At 63.6% G+C, this 19184-nt stretch carries 24 protein-coding genes; 7 read left to right on the forward strand and 17 right to left on the reverse strand.

Annotation, left to right across the window (positions count from 1 at the left end):
* Positions 1-11: 11 nt before the first annotated feature.
* The 6 genes from ccmE to N7E70_RS23370 all read right to left on the reverse strand — a co-directional run bounded on the left by ccmE (position 12) and on the right by N7E70_RS23370 (position 4692).
* On the reverse strand, positions 12-452 hold the full coding sequence (gene ccmE / locus N7E70_RS23345; protein ID WP_067964325.1) for a cytochrome c maturation protein CcmE: 441 nt from the start codon (positions 450-452) through the stop codon (positions 12-14).
* Positions 453-455: 3 nt separating this feature from the next.
* The gene (gene ccmI / locus N7E70_RS23350) at positions 456-1592 is read right to left on the reverse strand and encodes a c-type cytochrome biogenesis protein CcmI (protein ID WP_154384991.1); all 1137 of its coding nucleotides are present in this window, start codon (positions 1590-1592) and stop codon (positions 456-458) included.
* Between the two features lie 99 nt (positions 1593-1691).
* Entirely contained in the window at positions 1692-2135 is a 444-nt protein-coding gene (locus N7E70_RS23355) for a hypothetical protein (RefSeq protein ID WP_331461845.1), read from the reverse strand.
* Between the two features lie 105 nt (positions 2136-2240).
* Positions 2241-3641 (reverse strand): ATP-binding protein, encoded by a 1401-nt coding sequence (locus N7E70_RS23360; RefSeq protein ID WP_067964329.1) that lies wholly within the window; start codon positions 3639-3641, stop codon positions 2241-2243.
* A 22-nt stretch (positions 3642-3663) separates the two neighbouring features.
* Positions 3664-4329: a response regulator transcription factor gene (locus N7E70_RS23365; protein WP_067964332.1), complete on the reverse strand. Its 666-nt coding sequence runs from the start codon at positions 4327-4329 to the stop codon at positions 3664-3666.
* Between the two features lie 66 nt (positions 4330-4395).
* A complete protein-coding gene (locus N7E70_RS23370; RefSeq protein ID WP_067964334.1) occupies positions 4396-4692 on the reverse strand; it encodes a hypothetical protein in 297 nt (98 codons plus the stop codon).
* A gap of 35 nt (positions 4693-4727) precedes the next feature.
* Between N7E70_RS23370 and N7E70_RS23375 the strand changes: the two genes are divergently transcribed.
* The 4 genes from N7E70_RS23375 (at position 4728) to N7E70_RS23390 (ending at position 8526) form a co-directional block, all read left to right on the forward strand.
* The gene (locus tag N7E70_RS23375; RefSeq protein WP_263007781.1) at positions 4728-5108 is read left to right on the forward strand and encodes a hypothetical protein; all 381 of its coding nucleotides are present in this window, start codon (positions 4728-4730) and stop codon (positions 5106-5108) included.
* 29 nt (positions 5109-5137) lie between these two features.
* Positions 5138-7291, forward strand: a complete 2154-nt coding sequence (locus tag N7E70_RS23380) for a transglycosylase domain-containing protein (RefSeq protein ID WP_263007782.1) — start codon at positions 5138-5140, stop codon at positions 7289-7291.
* A 115-nt stretch (positions 7292-7406) separates the two neighbouring features.
* Complete coding sequence (locus N7E70_RS23385) at positions 7407-7991, forward strand: DUF1214 domain-containing protein (RefSeq protein WP_182575519.1); 585 nt, start codon at positions 7407-7409, stop codon at positions 7989-7991.
* On the forward strand, positions 7984-8526 hold the full coding sequence (locus tag N7E70_RS23390; protein ID WP_067964339.1) for a DUF1254 domain-containing protein: 543 nt from the start codon (positions 7984-7986) through the stop codon (positions 8524-8526). The genes N7E70_RS23385 and N7E70_RS23390 overlap by 8 nt, the downstream gene beginning before the upstream one ends.
* Before the next feature lie 60 nt (positions 8527-8586).
* Here N7E70_RS23390 and N7E70_RS23395 read toward each other — a convergent pair whose 3' ends face one another.
* Positions 8587-8775, reverse strand: coding sequence for a hypothetical protein (locus tag N7E70_RS23395; protein WP_067964341.1), 189 nt, complete (start codon positions 8773-8775; stop codon positions 8587-8589).
* 393 nt (positions 8776-9168) lie between these two features.
* On the opposite strand from N7E70_RS23395, the gene N7E70_RS23400 reads away from it, so the two are divergent.
* Positions 9169-10176, forward strand: a complete 1008-nt coding sequence (locus N7E70_RS23400; RefSeq protein WP_182575521.1) for a DUF2336 domain-containing protein — start codon at positions 9169-9171, stop codon at positions 10174-10176.
* On the opposite strand, the gene N7E70_RS23405 is transcribed toward N7E70_RS23400, so the two are convergent.
* The 3 genes from N7E70_RS23405 to N7E70_RS23415 all read right to left on the reverse strand — a co-directional run bounded on the left by N7E70_RS23405 (position 10163) and on the right by N7E70_RS23415 (position 13138).
* Positions 10163-10510 (reverse strand): DUF1491 family protein, encoded by a 348-nt coding sequence (locus N7E70_RS23405; protein WP_067964346.1) that lies wholly within the window; start codon positions 10508-10510, stop codon positions 10163-10165. The two genes, N7E70_RS23400 and N7E70_RS23405, sit on opposite strands and share 14 nt — an antisense overlap.
* Positions 10511-10593: 83 nt before the next feature.
* Positions 10594-11388, reverse strand: a complete 795-nt coding sequence (locus N7E70_RS23410; RefSeq protein WP_263007783.1) for a peptidoglycan-binding domain-containing protein — start codon at positions 11386-11388, stop codon at positions 10594-10596.
* The gene (locus tag N7E70_RS23415) at positions 11363-13138 is read right to left on the reverse strand and encodes a sensor histidine kinase (RefSeq protein WP_263007784.1); all 1776 of its coding nucleotides are present in this window, start codon (positions 13136-13138) and stop codon (positions 11363-11365) included. Before N7E70_RS23415 ends, N7E70_RS23410 begins: the two co-directional genes overlap by 26 nt.
* 452 nt (positions 13139-13590) lie before the next feature.
* On the opposite strand from N7E70_RS23415, the gene N7E70_RS23420 reads away from it, so the two are divergent.
* Together N7E70_RS23420 and N7E70_RS23425 are read left to right on the forward strand one after the other, a co-directional pair.
* Positions 13591-13992: a DUF5330 domain-containing protein gene (locus N7E70_RS23420; protein ID WP_263007785.1), complete on the forward strand. Its 402-nt coding sequence runs from the start codon at positions 13591-13593 to the stop codon at positions 13990-13992.
* A 212-nt stretch (positions 13993-14204) separates the two neighbouring features.
* The gene (locus N7E70_RS23425) at positions 14205-14633 is read left to right on the forward strand and encodes a SufE family protein (protein WP_182575523.1); all 429 of its coding nucleotides are present in this window, start codon (positions 14205-14207) and stop codon (positions 14631-14633) included.
* A gap of 327 nt (positions 14634-14960) precedes the next feature.
* Here N7E70_RS23425 and N7E70_RS23430 read toward each other — a convergent pair whose 3' ends face one another.
* The 7 genes from N7E70_RS23430 to N7E70_RS23460 form a co-directional block, all read right to left on the reverse strand.
* On the reverse strand, positions 14961-15386 hold the full coding sequence (locus N7E70_RS23430; RefSeq protein ID WP_154384984.1) for a MucR family transcriptional regulator: 426 nt from the start codon (positions 15384-15386) through the stop codon (positions 14961-14963).
* A 266-nt stretch (positions 15387-15652) separates the two neighbouring features.
* Entirely contained in the window at positions 15653-16027 is a 375-nt protein-coding gene (gene mnhG / locus N7E70_RS23435; protein WP_154384983.1) for a monovalent cation/H(+) antiporter subunit G, read from the reverse strand.
* Positions 16024-16338 (reverse strand): cation:proton antiporter, encoded by a 315-nt coding sequence (locus N7E70_RS23440; protein WP_083948784.1) that lies wholly within the window; start codon positions 16336-16338, stop codon positions 16024-16026. The genes mnhG and N7E70_RS23440 overlap by 4 nt, the downstream gene beginning before the upstream one ends.
* On the reverse strand, positions 16338-16811 hold the full coding sequence (locus N7E70_RS23445; RefSeq protein WP_067964359.1) for a Na+/H+ antiporter subunit E: 474 nt from the start codon (positions 16809-16811) through the stop codon (positions 16338-16340). Before N7E70_RS23445 ends, N7E70_RS23440 begins: the two co-directional genes overlap by 1 nt.
* Positions 16808-18382, reverse strand: a complete 1575-nt coding sequence (locus tag N7E70_RS23450; RefSeq protein WP_263007786.1) for a Na+/H+ antiporter subunit D — start codon at positions 18380-18382, stop codon at positions 16808-16810. Before N7E70_RS23450 ends, N7E70_RS23445 begins: the two co-directional genes overlap by 4 nt.
* Before the next feature lie 4 nt (positions 18383-18386).
* Complete coding sequence (locus tag N7E70_RS23455; RefSeq protein WP_067964363.1) at positions 18387-18764, reverse strand: Na+/H+ antiporter subunit C; 378 nt, start codon at positions 18762-18764, stop codon at positions 18387-18389.
* Positions 18764-19183: a Na+/H+ antiporter subunit B gene (locus tag N7E70_RS23460; protein ID WP_067964367.1), complete on the reverse strand. Its 420-nt coding sequence runs from the start codon at positions 19181-19183 to the stop codon at positions 18764-18766. Before N7E70_RS23460 ends, N7E70_RS23455 begins: the two co-directional genes overlap by 1 nt.
* Position 19184 lies beyond the last annotated feature (1 nt).

Here is a 19184-nt window from a genome sequence, read left to right on the forward strand (position 1 = left end):
CTGCCCGCCATTCATTGCGTCGTTTCCTGCCATACACCCTTTGCCTTCAGGCTGTCGGCGACTTCCTTGGGCATGTAGTTCTCGTCGTGCTTGGCCAGCACGCTGTCGGCGATGAACTCGCCGTCGGGGCCAAAGCTGCCTTCGGTGATCACGCCCTGCCCCTCGCGGAAGAGGTCGGGCAGGATGCCTGTATAGCGCACCTTCACCGTCTTTTCGGAATCGGTGACGCCGAACTCGACCTGGGTGCCCTGCCCGCGCAGGATGCTGCCGTTCTCGACAAGGCCGCCGAGGCGAATGCGCTGGCCGGGCTGCAGGGTCGCCGTCTGCAGGTCGGCGGGCATGTAGAAATAGGACGCCTTCTGGCCAAGCGCGTAGAAGGTCAGCGCGGTGGCGGCGCCCAGGAAGGCCAGCGCGCCCGCGATCACCGAAAGCCGTTTTTGCTTGCGCGTCATCGTCTACTCCGTGACATCAAGGCCAAGCGAGCCTGCAAGTTCGGTCAGCTTGCGGCCGTCCTCGCTGTCGCGGCCCAGCGCCGCATAGGCGCGGCCGAGCGCATCCTGCGCCAGATCGGTCTTGCCGAGCACCTGGTATGAACGCACCAGCCGGACCCAGCCTTCCGGATCGCGCGGGTTCTGGCGCAGCTTTTCGTCCAGCGTCGCCACCATGCCCTCGATCATCGCCGTGCGATCGCCCGACGACATGGATGCGGCGGCGTCGATGTCGTCCTGGCTCGGTGCAGGCGCGCCGGCGGCCTCCTTGACCGGTGCGGTACGCACCTCCGCCTGGGCTATCGCCTGCTCGGTTGCCGCACGCCACGGCGAGTCGGCAGGCAGGCTTGCGGCCAGCAGCCGCCAGGCAGCGGCGGCGTCTGAAATCTTGCCCTCCTGGGCGAGCGCCAGCGCCAGGAAATAGCGGGCCTTGGCATCGGTGGGCTCGAGCTTGAGCGCGGCCTCGAAGGCGATACGCGCGTCCGACGTGACGATGCCGCCCGCGGAGGCGGCAATCGCCTCGCCGAGGCCGGCCTGGCGCGCAGTGGTCGAGCCGAGGATGCGGATGGCGTTGCGATAGGCGGTGACGGCGTCGTTGGCGCGCCCGATCCTGAGATAGACAGGGGCGAGCACGTCCCAGCCGCGGCCGTCGGACGGATTGGCCACCAGATGCGCCTCGGCGCGGGCAATCAGCTCGTCGACCGAGCTGTCCGCCGGTTTCTGCGACAGGCGCGCACTCAATGGCTGGGAAGGAACGGTGGGCGAGCCGATCGCGGTGTAGACGCCCCAGCTCAGCAGCGGCACGGCCAGCACGGCGATCATGCCGACGAGACGAGGCCCAAGCTGCGATGCCTTCTTTGGCTCGCGCGCATTTTCGGCATCCAGCCTGATGATCCGGCGCGCGATCTCGGCGCGGGCCTGTTCGGCATCCGCGGCGGCAATCAGCCCGCGCGCCGCATCCCTGTCGACCTCGCCAAGCTGGTCGCGATAGACTTCGAGGTCATGGCTGGCATCGTCCCTGGCCCTGGTCTGCCGCGTCAGCGGCAACAAGACCGCAAGGCTTGCACCAAGCGTCAGAACAGCGGCTATGATCCAGAACAGCATGTCACCTAAATAGCCAGCAGCCTCCAAGCTGCCAACATCTCCGTGCTGCGGCTTATTGACGGTTCGAACGCCCCTGCCAAAGCAACAACACGTGAAGACTTAGGTCAGCGGCGTCCAGCTTCCATCAGCATTGCGGCAGGCCGTGCCGCGCGCGATCAACGGCGTGCCGGTGGTGAACACGGTCTGCGAATACTGGCGGCAGTCCTGAGAGCCGACGCGATAGGGCTGCGCGGCCACGACTTCGCCGGAACGATCGCCGCCCTTCCAGGCGACCGCCTGTCCACCCTGGCCATATTCCAGCGCGCGGTATTCGGCTTCCAGCGCCTTGCGCCGGTCGTCGCCGTTCAGGCCATTGCCGATCGTGCCGCCGATGAGGCCGCCATCCATGGCATTGATGATGCGCGTGGCAACCTTGCCGCTCGAGCCATCGTCACCGCCGCCAAGCGCCGGCACCACGCCGCCACCGCTGCTCAAGCTGGTGGTCGTGCAGCCTGAGCCGGCAAGCAATGCTGTAACCAGTGCCACCCGAAATCTCATGCTCATCACCGGTCCCGAATTTGCGTCCGCTTACAAGGGCTTGGCGCCGCGTTAGATTGCATCTTTGGCCGAAATGGGGCCGATTCGGCCAGCCATTTCTCCTGCTATTCCCTACTGGACGCCGCGCAACTCGACGACGGCCTTCAATCCGCCCATCGTCGAGCGCTCGAGCCGAAGCGTGCCGCCATATTCCTTGACCAGATCGGCGACGATCGCCAGCCCGAGGCCGGTACCCGGCTTGGTCTCGTCGAGACGCTTGCCCCGCTGCAACGCCTCGCGCGCCTTGTCCTCCGGAATGCCCGGACCGTCGTCCTCGATGAGGATCGAAAACCGTGGCGGCTCCTCATTCGCCGGCTCGGCCGCTTCGACTGAAATCCTGACCGCACTGTGCGCCCATTTCATCGCGTTTTCGAGCAGATTGCCGACGACCTCCTCGAGATCTTCGCGTTCGCCGGCGAACACCACCTCGGTCGCCGGCAAGTTCAGCGAAAACGCCGTCCCCCGCGAGAGCTTCTCCATCACCCGCACCATGCGCTGGAGCAAAGGCGCCACCGGCGTGCGGTAGACCACGCTTTCGCGCTGTGCGGCCACCCGGGCGCGCTGGAGATAATGGTCGATCTGCTTCTGCATGGCGGTGGCATGGTCGGCGAAAAGCTGCCCCTTGGGCCCGCCCAAGGCGCGGCCCTCGTTCAGCATCACCGCCAGAGGTGTCTTCAGCGAATGCGCCAGGTTGCCGACCTGGGTCCGTGAGCGCTCGACGATGCGGCGGTTGTTTTCGATCAGCGCATTGGTTTCGTTGGCGAGCGGCTGGATCTCGGCGGGAAACCGCCCGGTCAGGCGCTGCGCCGTGCCTTCTCGCACCATGGCCAGCGCGTTGCGCACGCGCGCCAGCGGCTGCAGGCCGAGCAGGATGGCGATGGCGTTGATCGCGATCATGCCGAGGCCGAACAGCGAGAGATAGGTGAACAGGCGCCATTCGAAGCCGCTGATCTCGGCTTCGAGCTCGGAGCGGTTGCCCATGACGCGGAACCGCGCGATGCGGTTCTGCGCATCGAGCACGAACTCGGTCTCGAAGACCTCGAGTTCCTCGCCGACGATGCCGGCGACGCGATAATGGCGCTGGAACTCGGCGTTGAACGGCACGTCGGCGACGTCAGGCGATGTGACCGGCTCGGTCATCGACGACGACCTGAGCTGGCCGACGAGGCCCTTGGACACCGGCTCGACAGACCAGTACCAGCCCGATTCAGGCTCGGAGAACCTGAGATCGCCGAGATCGGGGCCGCCGGTCAGCGTGCCGCTGTCCGAAACGCCGACAGAGCCGATGAGATTGAACAGATGCGCCGACAACAGGCTGTCGAAACCACGCTCGCTGGTCTGGCGGTAGAGCGAGCTGATGACGGTGAAGATCAGGGCAAAGGCGAGGATCGCCCAGACGGTCGAGAACGCGATGACGCGAAACGCGAGGGAACGCGGTCCGAGCCCGAGTGCGTAACGCTTCCAGCGCCCCAGTCGTTTGGCCAGCTGTTCCGCCTTACGCCTCCGGCTCGCGCATGCGGTAGCCCATACCGCGGACGGTTTCGATCATGTCGATGCCCATCTTCTTGCGAAGACGCCCGACAAACACCTCGATCGTGTTGGAATCCCTGTCGAAATCCTGGTCGTAGAGATGCTCGACAAGCTCGGTGCGCGAGACGACTTCGCCCATATGGTGCATCAGATAGGCAAGCAGCCGGAACTCGTGCGAGGTCAGCTTGAGCGGCACGCCGTTGACGTCGGCCTTGGAGGCCTTGGTGTCGAGCCGGAGCGGCCCGCAGGACAGTTCGGACGAGGCATGGCCGGCGGCGCGGCGGATCAGCGCCCTCACCCGCGCCAACACTTCCTCGATATGGAACGGCTTGGTGACGTAATCGTCGGCGCCAGCGTCGATGCCGGCAACCTTGTCGCTCCAGCGGTCGCGCGCCGTCAGCATCAGCACCGGCATCTTGCGGCCCTCGCGGCGCCAGCGCTCGACGACGCTGATGCCGTCCATCTGCGGCAGGCCGATATCGAGCACGATGGCGTCATAAGGTTCGGTGTCGCCGAGGAAATGCCCCTCCTCGCCGTCAAAGGCCTTGTCGACGACGTAGCCTGCATCGGTCAGCGCCTCGGAGATCTGGCGGTTCAGGTCCTTGTCATCTTCGACGACGAGTATGCGCATGCGGTTTTGCGACCAGTGAAAAGATGATGGAGATATAGGCGATTCCGGAGTTGCGGGAAATCCAGACTAGTTGGCCGGCACCACGACCTCGACGCGACGCGGACGCTGGCCGTCCTTGGCCGGAACCAGCACCACGATGACGCAGACCGACTGGCCGCCCTGGTTGGATTCGGACGCCCGCGCCAGGGTGCCGCCATGCTCGTCGGCCACTTGCTGGCCGATCGAGTAGCAATCCGCGGCAGCCACGAGATACTCGCCACCTTCCGCCGACGGCATCGGCGCCGCTGCCGCCGAGGTGGCAAACAGGCCAAGCGCGCAGACCGCAGTCATGGCAGGCCGGAATATGGAGCGAAGCGTTTTCATGGCAGGATTTCTAATACGCCAGTGCTGAACGTGGAATGAACAATGAATTCATGCAAACACGCGCATATGCAAGTCTGCTCATTCTCGCCGATCCGCTCTTTGCCGACATCCGGGCGAAGATCGCAACCGGCGCCGGATGCCCAGGGATCACCCGCATCAGGGTATCGGTCATCGCCGCATCGTCGACACCGCCAAAAAGCCTGCCCCGATCGGCATGGTCATGGCGGCGGCCCGGATCGCAGATTTCGGGGGTTCGGGTTCAATATGTTCATGATCTCAGGGGTAAAACAGCTTGCCTGCTAATCGCTGGACTGTGTTCAACTTGCTCTTGTCGCGGCAACAAAAATCGGGGACAAGTCGAAGCTGGGCCGAGGGACGCGCGCCCTGAATTCGCCAGCAAAAGCGTTTTGGTGTAAGCTGCAGTCACGTGCCGGGCTCGTCTCGAATGGAAAATCCCATCCCACCGCGCAGGAAAAGAGGCCGCATCTCGGCGGGTCTGCTGGCATTCGACGCCTGGCTCGACTCGTCGCTGTATGAACTCCGCTTCCGGGCGCAGCAGTTCTGGGAAAATGCCACTATCTTCTTCCGCCGCTTCCGCGTCAAAGGCTGGCGCCGCGGAGTCATCGAGGTCCTGAGCGAATCCTTCACCATGGCCGCAGGCGGCTCGGTGGTGATGCTGGCGCTGGCCATGCCGGCCTTCCAGGAAACCACCGGCAACTGGCGCAACCAGGACGACTTCGCCGTCACCTTCCTCGACCGCTACGGCAACGAGATCGGCCAGCGCGGCATCATCCAGCGCGACTCGGTGCCGGTCGACGAGATGCCGGACCATGTCATCAAGGCGGTGCTGGCGACCGAGGACCGGCGCTTCTTCGAGCATTACGGCATCGACTTTCTCGGCCTTGTCAGGGCCATGTCGGAAAACGTCCGCGCCAATTCGGTGGTCCAGGGCGGTTCGAGCCTGACCCAGCAGCTGGCCAAGAACCTGTTCCTGACCAACGAACGCACCGTCGAGCGCAAGGTCAAGGAAGCCTTCCTGTCGATCTGGCTCGAATCGAACCTGTCCAAGAAAGAGATCCTGCAGCTCTATCTCGACCGCGCCTATATGGGCGGCGGCACCTTCGGCATTGCAGCTGCGGCCGACTTCTACTTCGGCAAGCAGGTCAAGGACCTCAACCTCGCCGAGGCGGCGATGCTTGCCGGCCTGTTCAAGGCGCCGACCAAATACGCGCCCCACATCAACCTTCCCGCCGCCCGCGCCCGCGCCAATGTCGTGCTCAGCAACCTGGTGCAGGCAGGCTTCATGACCGAAGGCCAGGTGCTGTCGGCACGGCTGCATCCGGCCGACATCGTCGACCGTGGCGACCGCAAGAGCCCCGACTATTTCCTCGACTGGGCCTTCGACGAGGTCAAGAAGATCGCAGCGAAATCAGGCATCCACTCGCTGGTCGCCCGCACCACCATCGACATGAACATCCAGAAGGCGGCGGAAGAGTCGGTCGAATTTCACCTTCGCCAGTTCGGCAAGGAGTATCACGTCACCGAAGGTGCGGTCGTCGTCATCGAGACCAATGGTGCGGTGCGCGCCATCGTCGGTGGGCGTGACTATGGCGCCAGCCAGTTCAACCGCGCCACCAGGGCGCAGCGCCAGACCGGCTCGTCGTTCAAGCCCTATGTCTATGCCACCGCCATGGAAAACGGCTTCACGCCGGAATCGGTCATTTCGGATGGCCCGATCAGCTGGGGTGCCTGGTCGCCGAAGAACTACACCCGCGGCTATTCCGGGCGCATGACGCTGTCGACCGCGCTGATCAAGTCGATCAACACCGTGCCGGTACGCCTTGCCAAGGACCATCTGTCGATCCCGCCGATCAAGGCGATGGCCGAGGCGATGGGCGTCGAATCTCCTGTCAGCTCGCACAAGACGATGGTGCTCGGCACCTCGGGCCTGACCGTCATGGATCAGGCGACCGGCTACAGCGTGCTGGCGCAGAACGGCATCGTCGGCACCCGCCACGGCATCACCCAGCTCGTCACCCATTCCGGCCAGCTCATCTACGACTACAGCAAGGATGCGCCGCCGCCGCACCGCGTGCTGTCCGAGCAGGCGGTCGCCTCGATGAACTCGATCATGGTGCAGATCCCCGAGGTCGGCACGGCGCGCAAGGCGGCGCTGCCCAACATCCGCTCCGCCGGCAAGACGGGAACCACCCAATCCTATCGCGACGCCTGGTACATCGGCTACACCGGCAACTACACAGCCGCCGTCTGGCTGGGCAATGACGACTTCTCGACCACCAACAACATGACCGGCGGCTCGCTTCCTGCCATGGTCTGGCAGCGCTTCATGGCCTACGCCCACCAGAACATCGACCTCAAGCCGATCCCCGGCATCAAGGATCCCTATGTCGATCCGGCGGCCATCGCCAAGGCCGAGGACGCCGCCAAGAACGGGCCGCAGCAGGCCGTCGATACCTCCGACCGTCCTCCCGTCCTGTCCAGCACGACCACCCGTGCGCTGCGCGACATCGCCGACGTCTTCCACAAGGCGCCCGCGATCGTTGCACCGCCCGAACCCGAGACGCTGTCGGCACTGTGACATCGGGGCAAGGATCCAGCCAGCACATGTTCGCCCACCGGTTGCAGCCGCTGCCCGCTTGCCTTCCTGTCAAAGGGCAGGATATTCCTCCGCCAACTCCATCCTGCGGCGGCTCATGCTGAAACAATCGATCCTGATCGCCCTCGCCATCGCCATCGCTGTCGGCGGCGGCGCTGCCAGTGTCGGCATGGTGCTGAACTCGCAGGAGGGCATCGGCGCCGTGTCAGTCGGCCCCTGGACCGCCTTTCCCGACATCGGCACCCCGGAAGCCGACCCCTATTCGAAAGCGCGTGTCGCCCGCGACGGCGTTCTGGCGCTGGGCCGCGCCGAAGGCCTCAGCTTTGTCGCCGACCGCGACTCCGCAGGCGTTACCCTGAAGAGCGAATGCAACTACCGCATCGAAGGGTCGCTGCCGGTCGCCCGATTCTGGACGCTCTATGCGACCGACAGGGCGCATATCCCGCTCAAATCGGGGATACGCCGCGATGCCACGCTGCATTCACTGGAAGTGCTGCGCCAGCCCGACAACTCGATCAGCGTCGCGGTCGGCACGCGGCCCGAACCAGGCAACTGGCTCTCGGTCACAGGTGTCGGCGCGATGAACCTGGTGCTGACCTTCTACGACACGCCCATTGCCAGCAGCACCGGCCTCTCCGGCATCGAGATGCCGCGCATCGTCAGGGTCCAGTGCAATGCGTAGGCTGCTTCATGCCCTGGCGATCGGCCTGATCGGCGCCGGCATCGCCCACATCGTCATCCTGCTTCTGGTGCCGAGCTTCTCCGAGCGCGATGCCTGGTCGCGCCTTGCCATGGTCGCCGGCCCCAACAAGGTCGTCCGTCTCGACCAGGAGATCGGCGGCACGCCGGTGGTGAAGGCGCTCGATCCGTCCTTCTTCGAGGCCGCCTGCCGCTTCGATCTCGACGAAGGTGTCGTCCGCATCGACAATGCCGGCAAGGTCCCCTACTGGTCGGTCTCGGTCTACGACCGCAGCGGGCAGAACATCTACAGCTTCAACGACCGCACCGCGACCGACGGCACCCTCGATTTCGTTGTGCTGACACCGGCACAGATGATCGACCTGCGCAAGGAGCTGCCAACCGAGTTCGAGAAATCGATTTTCGTCGAAACGCCCATCGATGAAGGCATCGTCGTCGTTCGCGTCTTCGTTCCCGACGACAGCTGGAAGCCGACGGTGTCGCGCTTCCTCGACGGCATCAACTGCGACATCCAGTAAGGGTGCGCAGCAAGCCGGGCGTGCAATGCCTAGCCTTGCGGATGCTCCGCTCCGTTGCCTTCAGTGACGCGGCACCGGATCGTTGCGGCGGGGCGCATCGTTGCGCAACTCACCGGCACCCGAAGCCGGGCCCTTGGTCCGCTCGTAGCGCACGCCTGGAAAGATGATGATGGATGCCGAAGTTTCCGCTGTCCGGGGAGACCGGCGGATGGCCGCCTGACGCGGCATGAATGACACAACACTGCCCATGGTTCGCGATTTCCCTCTCGGTTCGACCGGAGTAAGCACGCAACGCCTCCGCTTCGATAAGGCCAGCAGAGAGGTTAACAGACCGTTACTGCCAAGGATTTGATTCAATTCCTGGTTCTCGCCTGCGCCCTTGGCACCCCCTTGATATCCGATCGCCGTTAGACGCGCGTGAAAGCAGCAGCATTGCCGATGACGCGGGCCTGGTGCGGCCCGCTTTGCCCGGTTTCGCTGGAAAATCCGCGTAACCAATTGGTAACAAACGGATTCCTTAACGCCAGAGTTAACAGTGCGCTAACAAATCCTCGCTAAGTTTATGTTCACCTTAGGAAGCCATGGCGCGTGGGCGTCAGACGATCCAGGGCAGTGTCGAGTTTTTGTCAGGCGTACCCGTTCGTGTCAGCATCGGACTTCAGGCAGATTGCCATCGGACGCGAAACCGGTAAGCCAGAGCGGCTGTTCCGAGCAGCAGTCTCAGCCTTCTGCGCCCTGCCCCGGCCTTCGCGCCGCGAGATCGCCCAACTGGAAGACCTGACCCTGCCGCTGTTCGACAAGGTGTCGGTGGAAGCCCGCCGGTTTGTCGCCGCAGCCCTTTCGGAAAGCGAATACGCGCCGTTCGGCCTGGTCCGCAAACTCTGCGACGAACCCGTCGACATCGCAGCACCGCTGCTCGTGCGGTCACCTGTTCTGTCCGACGTCACGCTGATCGCGCTGATCGGCCGTCACGGCCTGCCGCATGCGCGCGCGATCGCCCGCCGCCCGAACCTGCACAAGACCATTGCCGACCTGATCCGGGTGCTCGAGCGCCCACGCCTGGTGTATCCCGAAGTGACCAGACAGCAGGAGACGGCCGCCAACGCGTCGCAAGCCGCCGAAGCGATCGCTGCACCCGACATGTCCAATGGCCCCGTCCCCGGTGAGCTTGCCGAGAATGTCCGCCGCAAGCTGCGCGCGATGATGACGCCGGCCACGCCCCGCCAGGCAATGCCGGATGAAGAGCGCGCGCCGGCCTACGACAGGCTCAAGACGACGGCGCTGACGGGCAACGACAGCTTCTTCCAGACAGCGCTTGCCGACGCGCTGGAAATCGACCTTCTCGCCGCTCGCTCGATCACCGAGAAGTCTGGCTATTCCCAGCTCATCGACGCGCTCAAGGCGCTCGACCTCGCCGAAGAGCAGGCATTCCTGCTCGCCGCCGCCATCCTGCCCGGCCAGTTCGCCCATGCGGAATCGGTCAGGCTGTTCCTGGAGCGCTATCGCGCCCTGCATCGCGACGTGGCACTCGACCGTGTTCGCGACTGGAAGGCCGCGTCGGTCGGTGCCCGCATCCGCAGCAATGCCGAGCGCCTGCAGACGAGGGTCAAGTCCTCTACGCCCAAGGGCGACCGGCTCAAGGCGTCGTAATCGCAACGAGGTCGACGATCCCGGTCTTGCCGGGCTCGATCTCGACCACCCAGATGTCGGGGTCGAAACGCCGCTCGCGTTCGAGCCGCTTTTCGATCGCCGTGCCGTCATCATCGCTTTCAAGCAGGCTGAACTGGCGTTCGCCGGGTCGGGCCATGTCGTAGCTGGTCTGCGGTGCCGGGCCGTAGAGGTTCGAGCGGCCGAAACGATCGCGGGTGAGGATGAAGACGGCACCGGCTTCCAGCGCGCCACGGTTGAGGATCGCGCCAAACCCGCCTTCGCCGAAGACGCGACGCAAAAGGGCCGACACCCAGAAGTCAGTGGTGAGACGCATAGGACCGGCCCGATCGCAGTTTCGACGAAGCCTCTATAGCGGCTCGGCGCGCACAGGCCAATCCGAGCCAATGCTGCCCTGCTTCAGTTGGTCAGGCCGATCTCGCGCATCTTGGCATAGACGCCAGGGTCGGGCTCGCCCGTTTCCGGCAGCCCGAACAGAGCCTGGAATTCACGGATTGCGGACTTCGTCCGTGCCCCGGGGACGCCGTCGATCTCGATGCCGTCATTGCCGAAAGCCTTCAGCCCGGCCTGGATCTTCATGATCCGTGCGCTGGTATCTGCGGCAGGCTCGGCACGTGCCGGCGTCGCAGCCTGTGTTGCCCTTTGTGCCGCTGCAGGCATCACCTGTTCACGTGGTGTCGGTCGCGGGGCTATGCCTGCGGTGGTGTCGGCCGCGCCCAGTTGCTCGAGCAGCTGCGCGTCGATTTCGCCTGATGCCGCCATGCCGACCTTCTTCTGGTAGGCCTGGATGGCGCCGCGCGTTGCCGGACCGTTCAACCCGTCGACGTTGCCGTCGTAGAACGCAAGGTCCTTGAGAATACCCTGCACCCGTTCGATGCGCGGATCGCCCTGCGGGCGCACGGCCTCCGCAGCCTCCTCGGGACGTTCGATCTTGATCGTCGTCTCGGGCGCGTTCTGGTTCATGTCGGGAAACTTGACCGCTTCGCGGGTCGAGAAGAAGGCGCCCTTGTGCGCATAGGGCTGATACCAGAGCGCATTCGCCGAGACATAAAACAGCGCCACGATGAACGCCGTCGATCCGCCCACCAGGACCGGGTTGCGGGCAATCAGCCCGCCGAGCGCCAGGACGCCGTCCTGCAGCGGGCTACGTTCCTCAATGACCTGCCGTTTAGCTTGCTTTGCGGAGCGGGCCACTGCGCATCTCCTTGTTCCTGCCGGCAGGAAGCTTCATCAACTCGCCCCGCGCAGGCTCGGGCCGGTAGGCGGGGCCCTCGATGGGCAGGCTGATGGTGACGGTCGTTCCTTCGTCCGGCGCGCTCTCGATCGACATCGTGCCGTCGTGCAGGGCAACCAGTCCCTTGACCAGCGACAGTCCGAGGCCGGTGCCTTCGAAGCGGCGGGTATAGTCGTTCTGGATCTGCGTGAACGGCGTGCCCAGCCGCGACAGGTCGTCCTGTGCAATGCCGATGCCCGTGTCCGAAACCCAGAAGTGCAGGCGCGAACCGAGACGCTTGGCGCCGATCTCGACCCTGCCGCCATCGGGCGTGAACTTGACCGCATTGGAGACGAGGTTGATCAGCATCTGCTGCACGGCGCGCCGGTCAGCCTTCAGTTCCCCCGTTCCGGCCGCCACCTCGACCGCCAGGTCGAGCGACTTGGCCTGCGCCTGCAGCGCCAGCATGGAGGCGCACATGTCGACAGCATCGCGGAACCTGAACGGCTCAGGCGTGATCGCATAGCAGCCCGATTCGATCTTGGTGACGTCGAGGATCGAGTTCACCACGTCGAGCAGGTGCTGGCCGGAATCGCGGACGATACTGACATATTCCTTCTGGCGCGGCTCCTTGAAGCCACCGAACATCTCGTGCAGCAGCATGTCGGAAAAACCGATGATGGCATTCAGCGGCGTCCGCAGCTCGTGGCTGACGGCAGCCAGGAAATTGCTCTTGGCGAGTTCGGCGCTCTTGACCGCGTCAGCTGCGGTGGCCAGCTGATCGCGCAGTTCGGCAACCGTGTCGTTGTTGCGGACGACGGCAACGAAGGCCTGGCCGTCGGCCTTCATCAGCTCGAGCGCGAACGGCCGGAAATTGTCACCGGCGTCGCCCTCATTCTGCCTGGGCAGGCGCAGGCGCAATTCAACCTCGCGCAGTTGCGCACCGTCGCGCATGTCAGCCAGCGCGCAGAGATAGCCGACACGATCGGCAACATGGATGCGGTCGAAAAGCGCCGTTCCCAACAGCAGCTCCGGCTGCAGCCTGAGCATGGTCCGAGCCTGCTCGGAGACGTCGGTCACGTCGCCATTATGGGCAATGCGCAGCACGACCGCCTTGAGGATCGTTTCGAGAGAACCAGCGGGCGCGTCTTGCTGTTCGACGCGGCGATCGAGGAAAGCACCGGCACGAACGGCAAATGTGGCAAGCCAGGCAACCGGCAGAAGCCACTGCCAGGCCGAGACGGCTGCGCCATCTGCAAAAGGCATGGAACCGAGAGCAGCCTGGGACAGCAGCGCGACGGCGGCCGCCACAGTGCCGAGCTTTGCCGCCTTGCGCGTCCGCCAGACCCACAGCGCCTCGAGCGGGAGTGCCGCGACAAGCAATGTCGCCGGCGACGTCAGTCCGCCCGCCGCGGCAACGATCGCAGCGATCGCAGTCGTTGCGACAACAAGGGATGTCGCGCCGATCTGTCCGGTCTTGCCGGTCGCAGCAATCAGCAATGCAGCAAGCCAGCTCAGGCTGAAGGCCGCGAAAATGACGGCAAAGGTCGAGGCTGCGCCGAGATTGGCAGAGACCAGGAACACACCCGCGCCGGCAACCAGGAAAGGCGCCGCCAGCAGCAAGCCGACGAGGCGCCGCTGGCGCGAACGCTCGATGCCATCTGCTGACGGATGGACCAGCCGGTCGCAGCCGCCGGCCATCGCGCCGGAAAACTCACCGTATCTGGTCATGACAAAACTCAACGCTACGCACTCTTCCGTGGCTCGCTTTGCGGCTCTTCTGTAGTTGTCCCAAACTCGCACCGAGCCTTTAATGAAGGGATAAGGCTGGCCGACCGAAACCCGGCTACGCGGCGAATATCGGGATCACAGCGCCGACATTCGAGAACAGTTATCGCCATGGTAAACAGGGGGTTATTTGCCGACTTGGCGCCTGCGAATCTGTCCTGGCCGCATTTGCCCGCGGTTTTTCAATTTAAATCAATTGCTTACGGAAACCGTGAGACATCGCCTGCGAAACCACCTGCGCAAGCCGAGCCAGTCCGTTAAACTTTGGTGAAAAGCCTGCGCAAAATGCCACCGTTTGCAGCAATCGCTCCTTTGTTCCTCCATGTCATTGTCGGCTCAACAAGATGTGGGTCGACAAAAAACAAACAGGCCCGCCACTCAGTAAGAGGCACACCATGGGCTTTCTCATCAGGACCGCATTCTGGTTCTCGCTCGTCCTTCTTCTTCTGCCGCTCGGCACCGGGCCGAATGGCGAGAACAGCGTGAGCCCGCTGCAGGCGATCTTTGCCGCCCGCGAAGCCGTCGGCGACCTCGCCGGCATCTGCGAGCGCAAGCCTGACGTCTGCGAGACGGGCAAGGCCGCGATGCAGACCATCGGTGTCAGGGCCCGTGAAAGCGCCCGCATCGCCTATCAGGCGCTCGATGAGCAGTTCGGCCAGCCCGACACGGCAACGCAGACCGGCAGCGTTCCCGAGGCTGCTCCAGAGGCTGGCCCGGAAGCTGGCCCGGAGGCTGGCATCGTGCCGGCCGAGGCTGCCGCCGTGCCGACCCCGAGGCCCGCGGCTCCGGCCAACTGATTTCCGACACAAGGCATTGCCGCGAACGGAGCAGGCGTTCGGGCAGCCAATCCCTTTCGGTTCAGCGCTTCGGCTCAGCCAGCCCGGCTGCAAGCTCAAGGCGCCAGGCCCCACCGCAGGTCGCCCGCCTCTGGCGCCTGCGGTGTCTTTCTTTGTTCGTGACGGGCTTTTTTCGTGACGGGCAGCGATGCTGCGACTATATCCAACCCATCATGACGGCTTCGATCGACACCATTCGCGACGACTTCTCATTCCTCGAGGAATGGGAGGACCGCTATCGCTATGTTATCGAATTGGGTGAAGCGCTGCCGCCCTTTCCGGAAAGCGCCCAGACCGACAGCAACAAGGTGCAAGGCTGCGTCAGCCAGGTCTGGCTGGTGACCCATCTTGGCGACGGGACCGACCCGGTCATCCATTTCCAAGGCACTTCCGACGCCCATATCGTGCGCGGCCTGGTTGCCATCATGCTTGCGCTCTTTTCAGGCCATCGCGCCAGCGAGATCACGGCCATCGACGCCGAGGCGACGCTGAAGGAGCTTGGCCTCAACGAGCATCTGTCGCCCCAGCGCGCAAACGGCCTGCGTTCGATGGTCAAGCGCATCAAGCGTGATGCCGAGGCAGCGCTCCACCAGATCGCCTGAGCCTCCGTCTCAGCCGCATCTCGGGCGCCTCCGTCCCTTGATGCTGGGCAGCACCTTTTCAGCTCGGCAGCACCTTGCGGTGACGTCGACGCATTGTCGTGCGGCGAGCACCGCATCGGCCGAGCAGGCGATCGAACGCGAGAGGCCCAGAGGATCGCCACCGGAGCGATGATCTCGATCGCCGCATCGTCCTCAGGCAGGTGCGCGACCGGCTGACGAGCGTCTTTCCTGGCCAGCCGGACCAGCTGTCGCTGTGCCGCACCATCCCAGGCCAAAACGCAATGCGGCGCCCGCGGGCGCCGCAAGCTGAAACTCTTTCGAAGGGCGTTACTTGCTCTTGCGCTTGCGGCCGAGGCCCATCTTCTTGGCGAGTTGCGAACGCGCAGCCGCATAGTTGGGCGCCACCATGGGATAGGCGGCGTCAAGGCCCCACTTCTCGCGATACTGGTCTGGGGTCATGTTGTAGTGCGTCATCAGGTGACGCTTCAACGATTTGAACTTCTTACCATCTTCAAGGCAAATGATGTAGTCGTCATGCACCGAGCGCTTGGGATTGACGGCCGGCTTCTGCTTGTCGGCTGGCGGCGTCTCGGTGACATTGCCAACGCGGCCGAGAGCTGCGTGGACATCTGCGATCAGGCCCGGAAGTTCTCCCACCGGAACTGGATTGTTGCTGACATAGGCAGCCACCACATCGGCGGTCAACTCGATCAGCGTGTCATTGTTGGTTGCAGGCGTTTCGGAAGTATCCATATGCTTAGGCCCCAATGTGACTGGATGTTTTTTTGCCCGATATTCCGATCGGGATGCGGTGCGTTCTTGTATCGTAGATTGCCTCTGCGACTCGCACTCCATCACTTTAATGAGCCCGTCTCCAGAACAAGTCAATTCACTATTCTTTGTGAACTACAACAACAATGATTTCATCACTTCTCTAACAAATGAACCTTTTTGATACGCTGACGCCTTCAAATGAGATGATTTTTGACAACGCTGAAAGTTGTCCCGAAAGGTCATTATCAACCTTCAGTGCCAGAGGGGCCGTTCTTCTTTGCCACGGCAGCCGTTTCAGCCAAATCGTCGCTCACTGCCCCCTCCCACATGCGATAACCGGCCGAATATGCCGCCTTGGCAAGCAGATGGGCCGAGATCGGCGCTGTCAGCAGGAAGAACACGACCCCAGCCAGCGCCCGCAATGCGGTTGCCGGTTCGCCGATGTGCGCAGCAAGCGCGATCAGCATCAGACAAGATCCCACCGTGCCGGCCTTCGACGCCGCATGCATGCGCGTGTAAAGATCAGGAAGTCGCAACAACCCGACAGATGCCACAAGCGCAAACAACGCGCCGACGATGATGAGACCTCCGGCCAGATAGTCGGCTGCTCCGTCGATCATGGCCTGTCCTCTTCGGCTTCTTCTTTCTTCGCATCGATGCCGCCGCTCAACACGAAACGCGCGAAGGCAACCGTCGCCAGGAAGCCGACAAGACCAAGCGCGATGGCGACATCGACATACAATGTGAAGCCCGAACGCACGCCAAGAACGGCAATAAATCCGATAGCAACGGCAACAAGCATGTCGAGCGCCAGGATCCGGTCCGGCAAGGACGGCCCCTTCACGACGCGCACCACCACCAGCAGAAACGAGATGGTGAGAACGCCCAACGCAAAGATCGCGCTGATGTTGAGGAAAGCAGTTCCAGACATCATCTGAATGCCTCCAGTATTCTGCGCTCGAAGCCTTGGGCGATGTCGCGCCGCGCCTGGTCCAGGTCGGAACAGTCCATCCCATGAATAAACAGCGTGCGCCGGTCATCGGAAACGTCGACTGACAAGGTGCCGGGCGTGAGCGTGATCAGATTTGCGAGCAAGGTGATCTCGAAATCCCGGTCGACCTTCAAAGGATAGGCGAAGATGCCGGGTTTGATGTCCATGCGTGGCGACAGCACCAGCTTTGCAACCCTGAAGGCCGAGAGGAAAAGTTCCTTGATGAACAAGGCAATCAGCAGAAGAAGCGCCACCGGGCGGATGACGGCCCTGGTGGCCTGGATCTGGTCGCGCACCAGGAACAGGACCACCCATCCGACGGCAAAACCAAAGACCAGATTGGGGATCGAGTAGCTTCCCGAGACAGCGACCCAGACAAGCGCCAGTATCAATTCGTTGCGGAAAGGGATCATGATCCACTCCCCGCCGGGAAGACTGCCTGTATATAGGCCGAAGCGTCGAGCAGTCCGCTGGCCGCCGCCGTCGAGAGCCGAATGAAGGGCTCCGGCAGGACGCCCATCGCGAGCATCGCCGCAACAAGAACGACAAGGGCTGAGCAACCCGGCGCCGACATCGGACCAGCGGCCGCTGTCTTGTCACTTGAAGCTTTGTCACCTGGAGCCTCGCGCCAGAAAGCGAGGATGAACACACGACCAAGGGCCACGGTCGCCAGGAAGCCGCTCACCAGGATAGCGGCCGCAATCTGCCAGGCGCCACTGTCGAGCGACGCCCGCACCAGCATCACCTTCGGCCACAGTCCCGAGCCGGGAGGCAGGCCGGCTACCGCGAGCGAGATGATGAAGGCGAGCGCGGCGAGAAATGGACTTGCGCCATAGAGCCCTGACAGGCTGTGCAGCGAAAAACTGCCGCCGCGCTGGCGCATCAGCCCGCCGAGCAAGTACAGCGCCGACAGCGCCAGCATCGAATGCAGTGCGTAGAAGATCGCGCCCGACAGCCCGCCATTGCTGCCCAGCGCGATGCCGGCAAGCATGATCCCGACGCCCGAGATGACCAGGAAGCCGGCGATCCTGCGGATGTCGGATTGCGCCAGGGCGCCAAGCGCGCCGATAAGCATGGTCGCCACCGCCACCCAGCCGATGAGACCGGCCAGCACCAACCGTTCGGCGGCGAAGATCATCACCAGCGTCCGCAACAGTGCGTAGATGCCGACCTTGGTCAAAAGACCGCCAAACAGCGCGCCGGTGATGACGGGCGGCGTGTGATAGGACGCCGGCAGCCAGAAATTGAGCGGAAAGGCCGCCGCCTTCATGCCGAAGGCGAGCAGATAGAGCGTGGCCAGCGTCATCAGCGGCGCAGCCGTGCCGATCTGGCCTGCGCGTGTGGCAAGGTCGGCCATGTTCAGCGTGCCGAACGTGCCATAGAGATAGCCGGTCGCGATCAGGAACAAGGTCGTGCCGACCAGGTTCAGGATCGCATATTTGGTGGCGCCGTCGATCTGCGCCTTGTCGGACCCCAGGATCAGCAAGCCGAAGGACGAGATCAGGAAGACCTCGAACCAGACATAGAGGTTGAACATGTCCCCGGTCAGGAAGGCGCCGCTGACGCCGGCCATCATCAGCATCAGGAACGGATAGAAGCCGTAGCGCCTGCCGGTCGCGTCGATGTCGCGCAGCGAATAGGCGCAGCAGACGAATGCGACGAGCGAAGCCGTCAGCGAAAATGCAGCCCCCAGCACGTCAGCGGTAAAGGAGATGCCGAATGGCGGCAGCCAGCTTCCCATCGTCATCGACACCGGGCCTGTTGCCAGCACGCGCTGCAGCAGCAGGCCATTGGCGCCGACCATGACCACGAGCACAACCAGCGCCAGCACCGCATGCCAGCGAATGCTGTGCCGGATCAACAGAAGCACGGCCCCCCCAATGATCGGCAGTACGACCGGGGCAATGACCAGCCAATCGACTGATGCAATCGGCCCGGCAACCATCGCAGCGGCCTTGTCGACGATCTCACCTTGCACGGCCATGGTCTCAGTACCCCATCGGCGGCAAGCCGTCGTCCACGGGCTCGGCGACACGCATGCTGTCGGTGTCGTCGGTACCGATCTCCTGATAGGCGCGATAGGCAAGCACCAGCAGGAAGCAGAAGAAGCAGAACGAGATGACGATTGCCGTCAGGATCAGCGCCTGCGGCAACGGATTGGCCACGGCGCCCGCCGGCACGTCGAGACCTTCCGCGATGATCGGCGGCACCTCGCGGATGATGCGGCCATTGGTGAAGATCAGAAGATTGACCGCGTTGCCGAACAGCACAACGCCGAGCAGGATGCGGATGATGTGCCGCGACAGCATCAGATAGATGCCGGCAGCGAAGAACAGGCCGACGAGGATGGCGAACACGGCTTCCATCAGTCGTGCTCCCTATCTTCGAGCGCCAGAGCGATCGAGGTGAACGAGCCGACCACGACCAGATAGACGCCGATGTCGAAGACGATGACCGTCGACAGGTCGATAGACATCCCGAAGAAGGCGGGCGACATCCACAGCCCGGTCAGGAACGGCACGCCGAACAGAAGCGACGGCAGACCAGCCGCAGCGGCGGCAAACAGCCCAAAGCCTGATATCGCCATGGGGTGGAAGTAGAGTGCCCGGCGCACCGCCGGCACGCCAAAGGCGATGCCGTGGATGGCGAAGGCGGATGCCGCGATCAGGCCGCCGGTGAAACCGCCGCCCGGCTCATTGTGGCCGCGCAACAAGACGAACACCGAAAACATCAGCATCAGGCCGGTGAGGTAGGGTGCGGCGGTGCGGAAAATCAGCGTCTGCATG

It is taken from the genome of Aminobacter sp. NyZ550 (assembly GCF_025628925.2).
Classification (GTDB): domain Bacteria; phylum Pseudomonadota; class Alphaproteobacteria; order Rhizobiales; family Rhizobiaceae; genus Aminobacter; species Aminobacter ciceronei.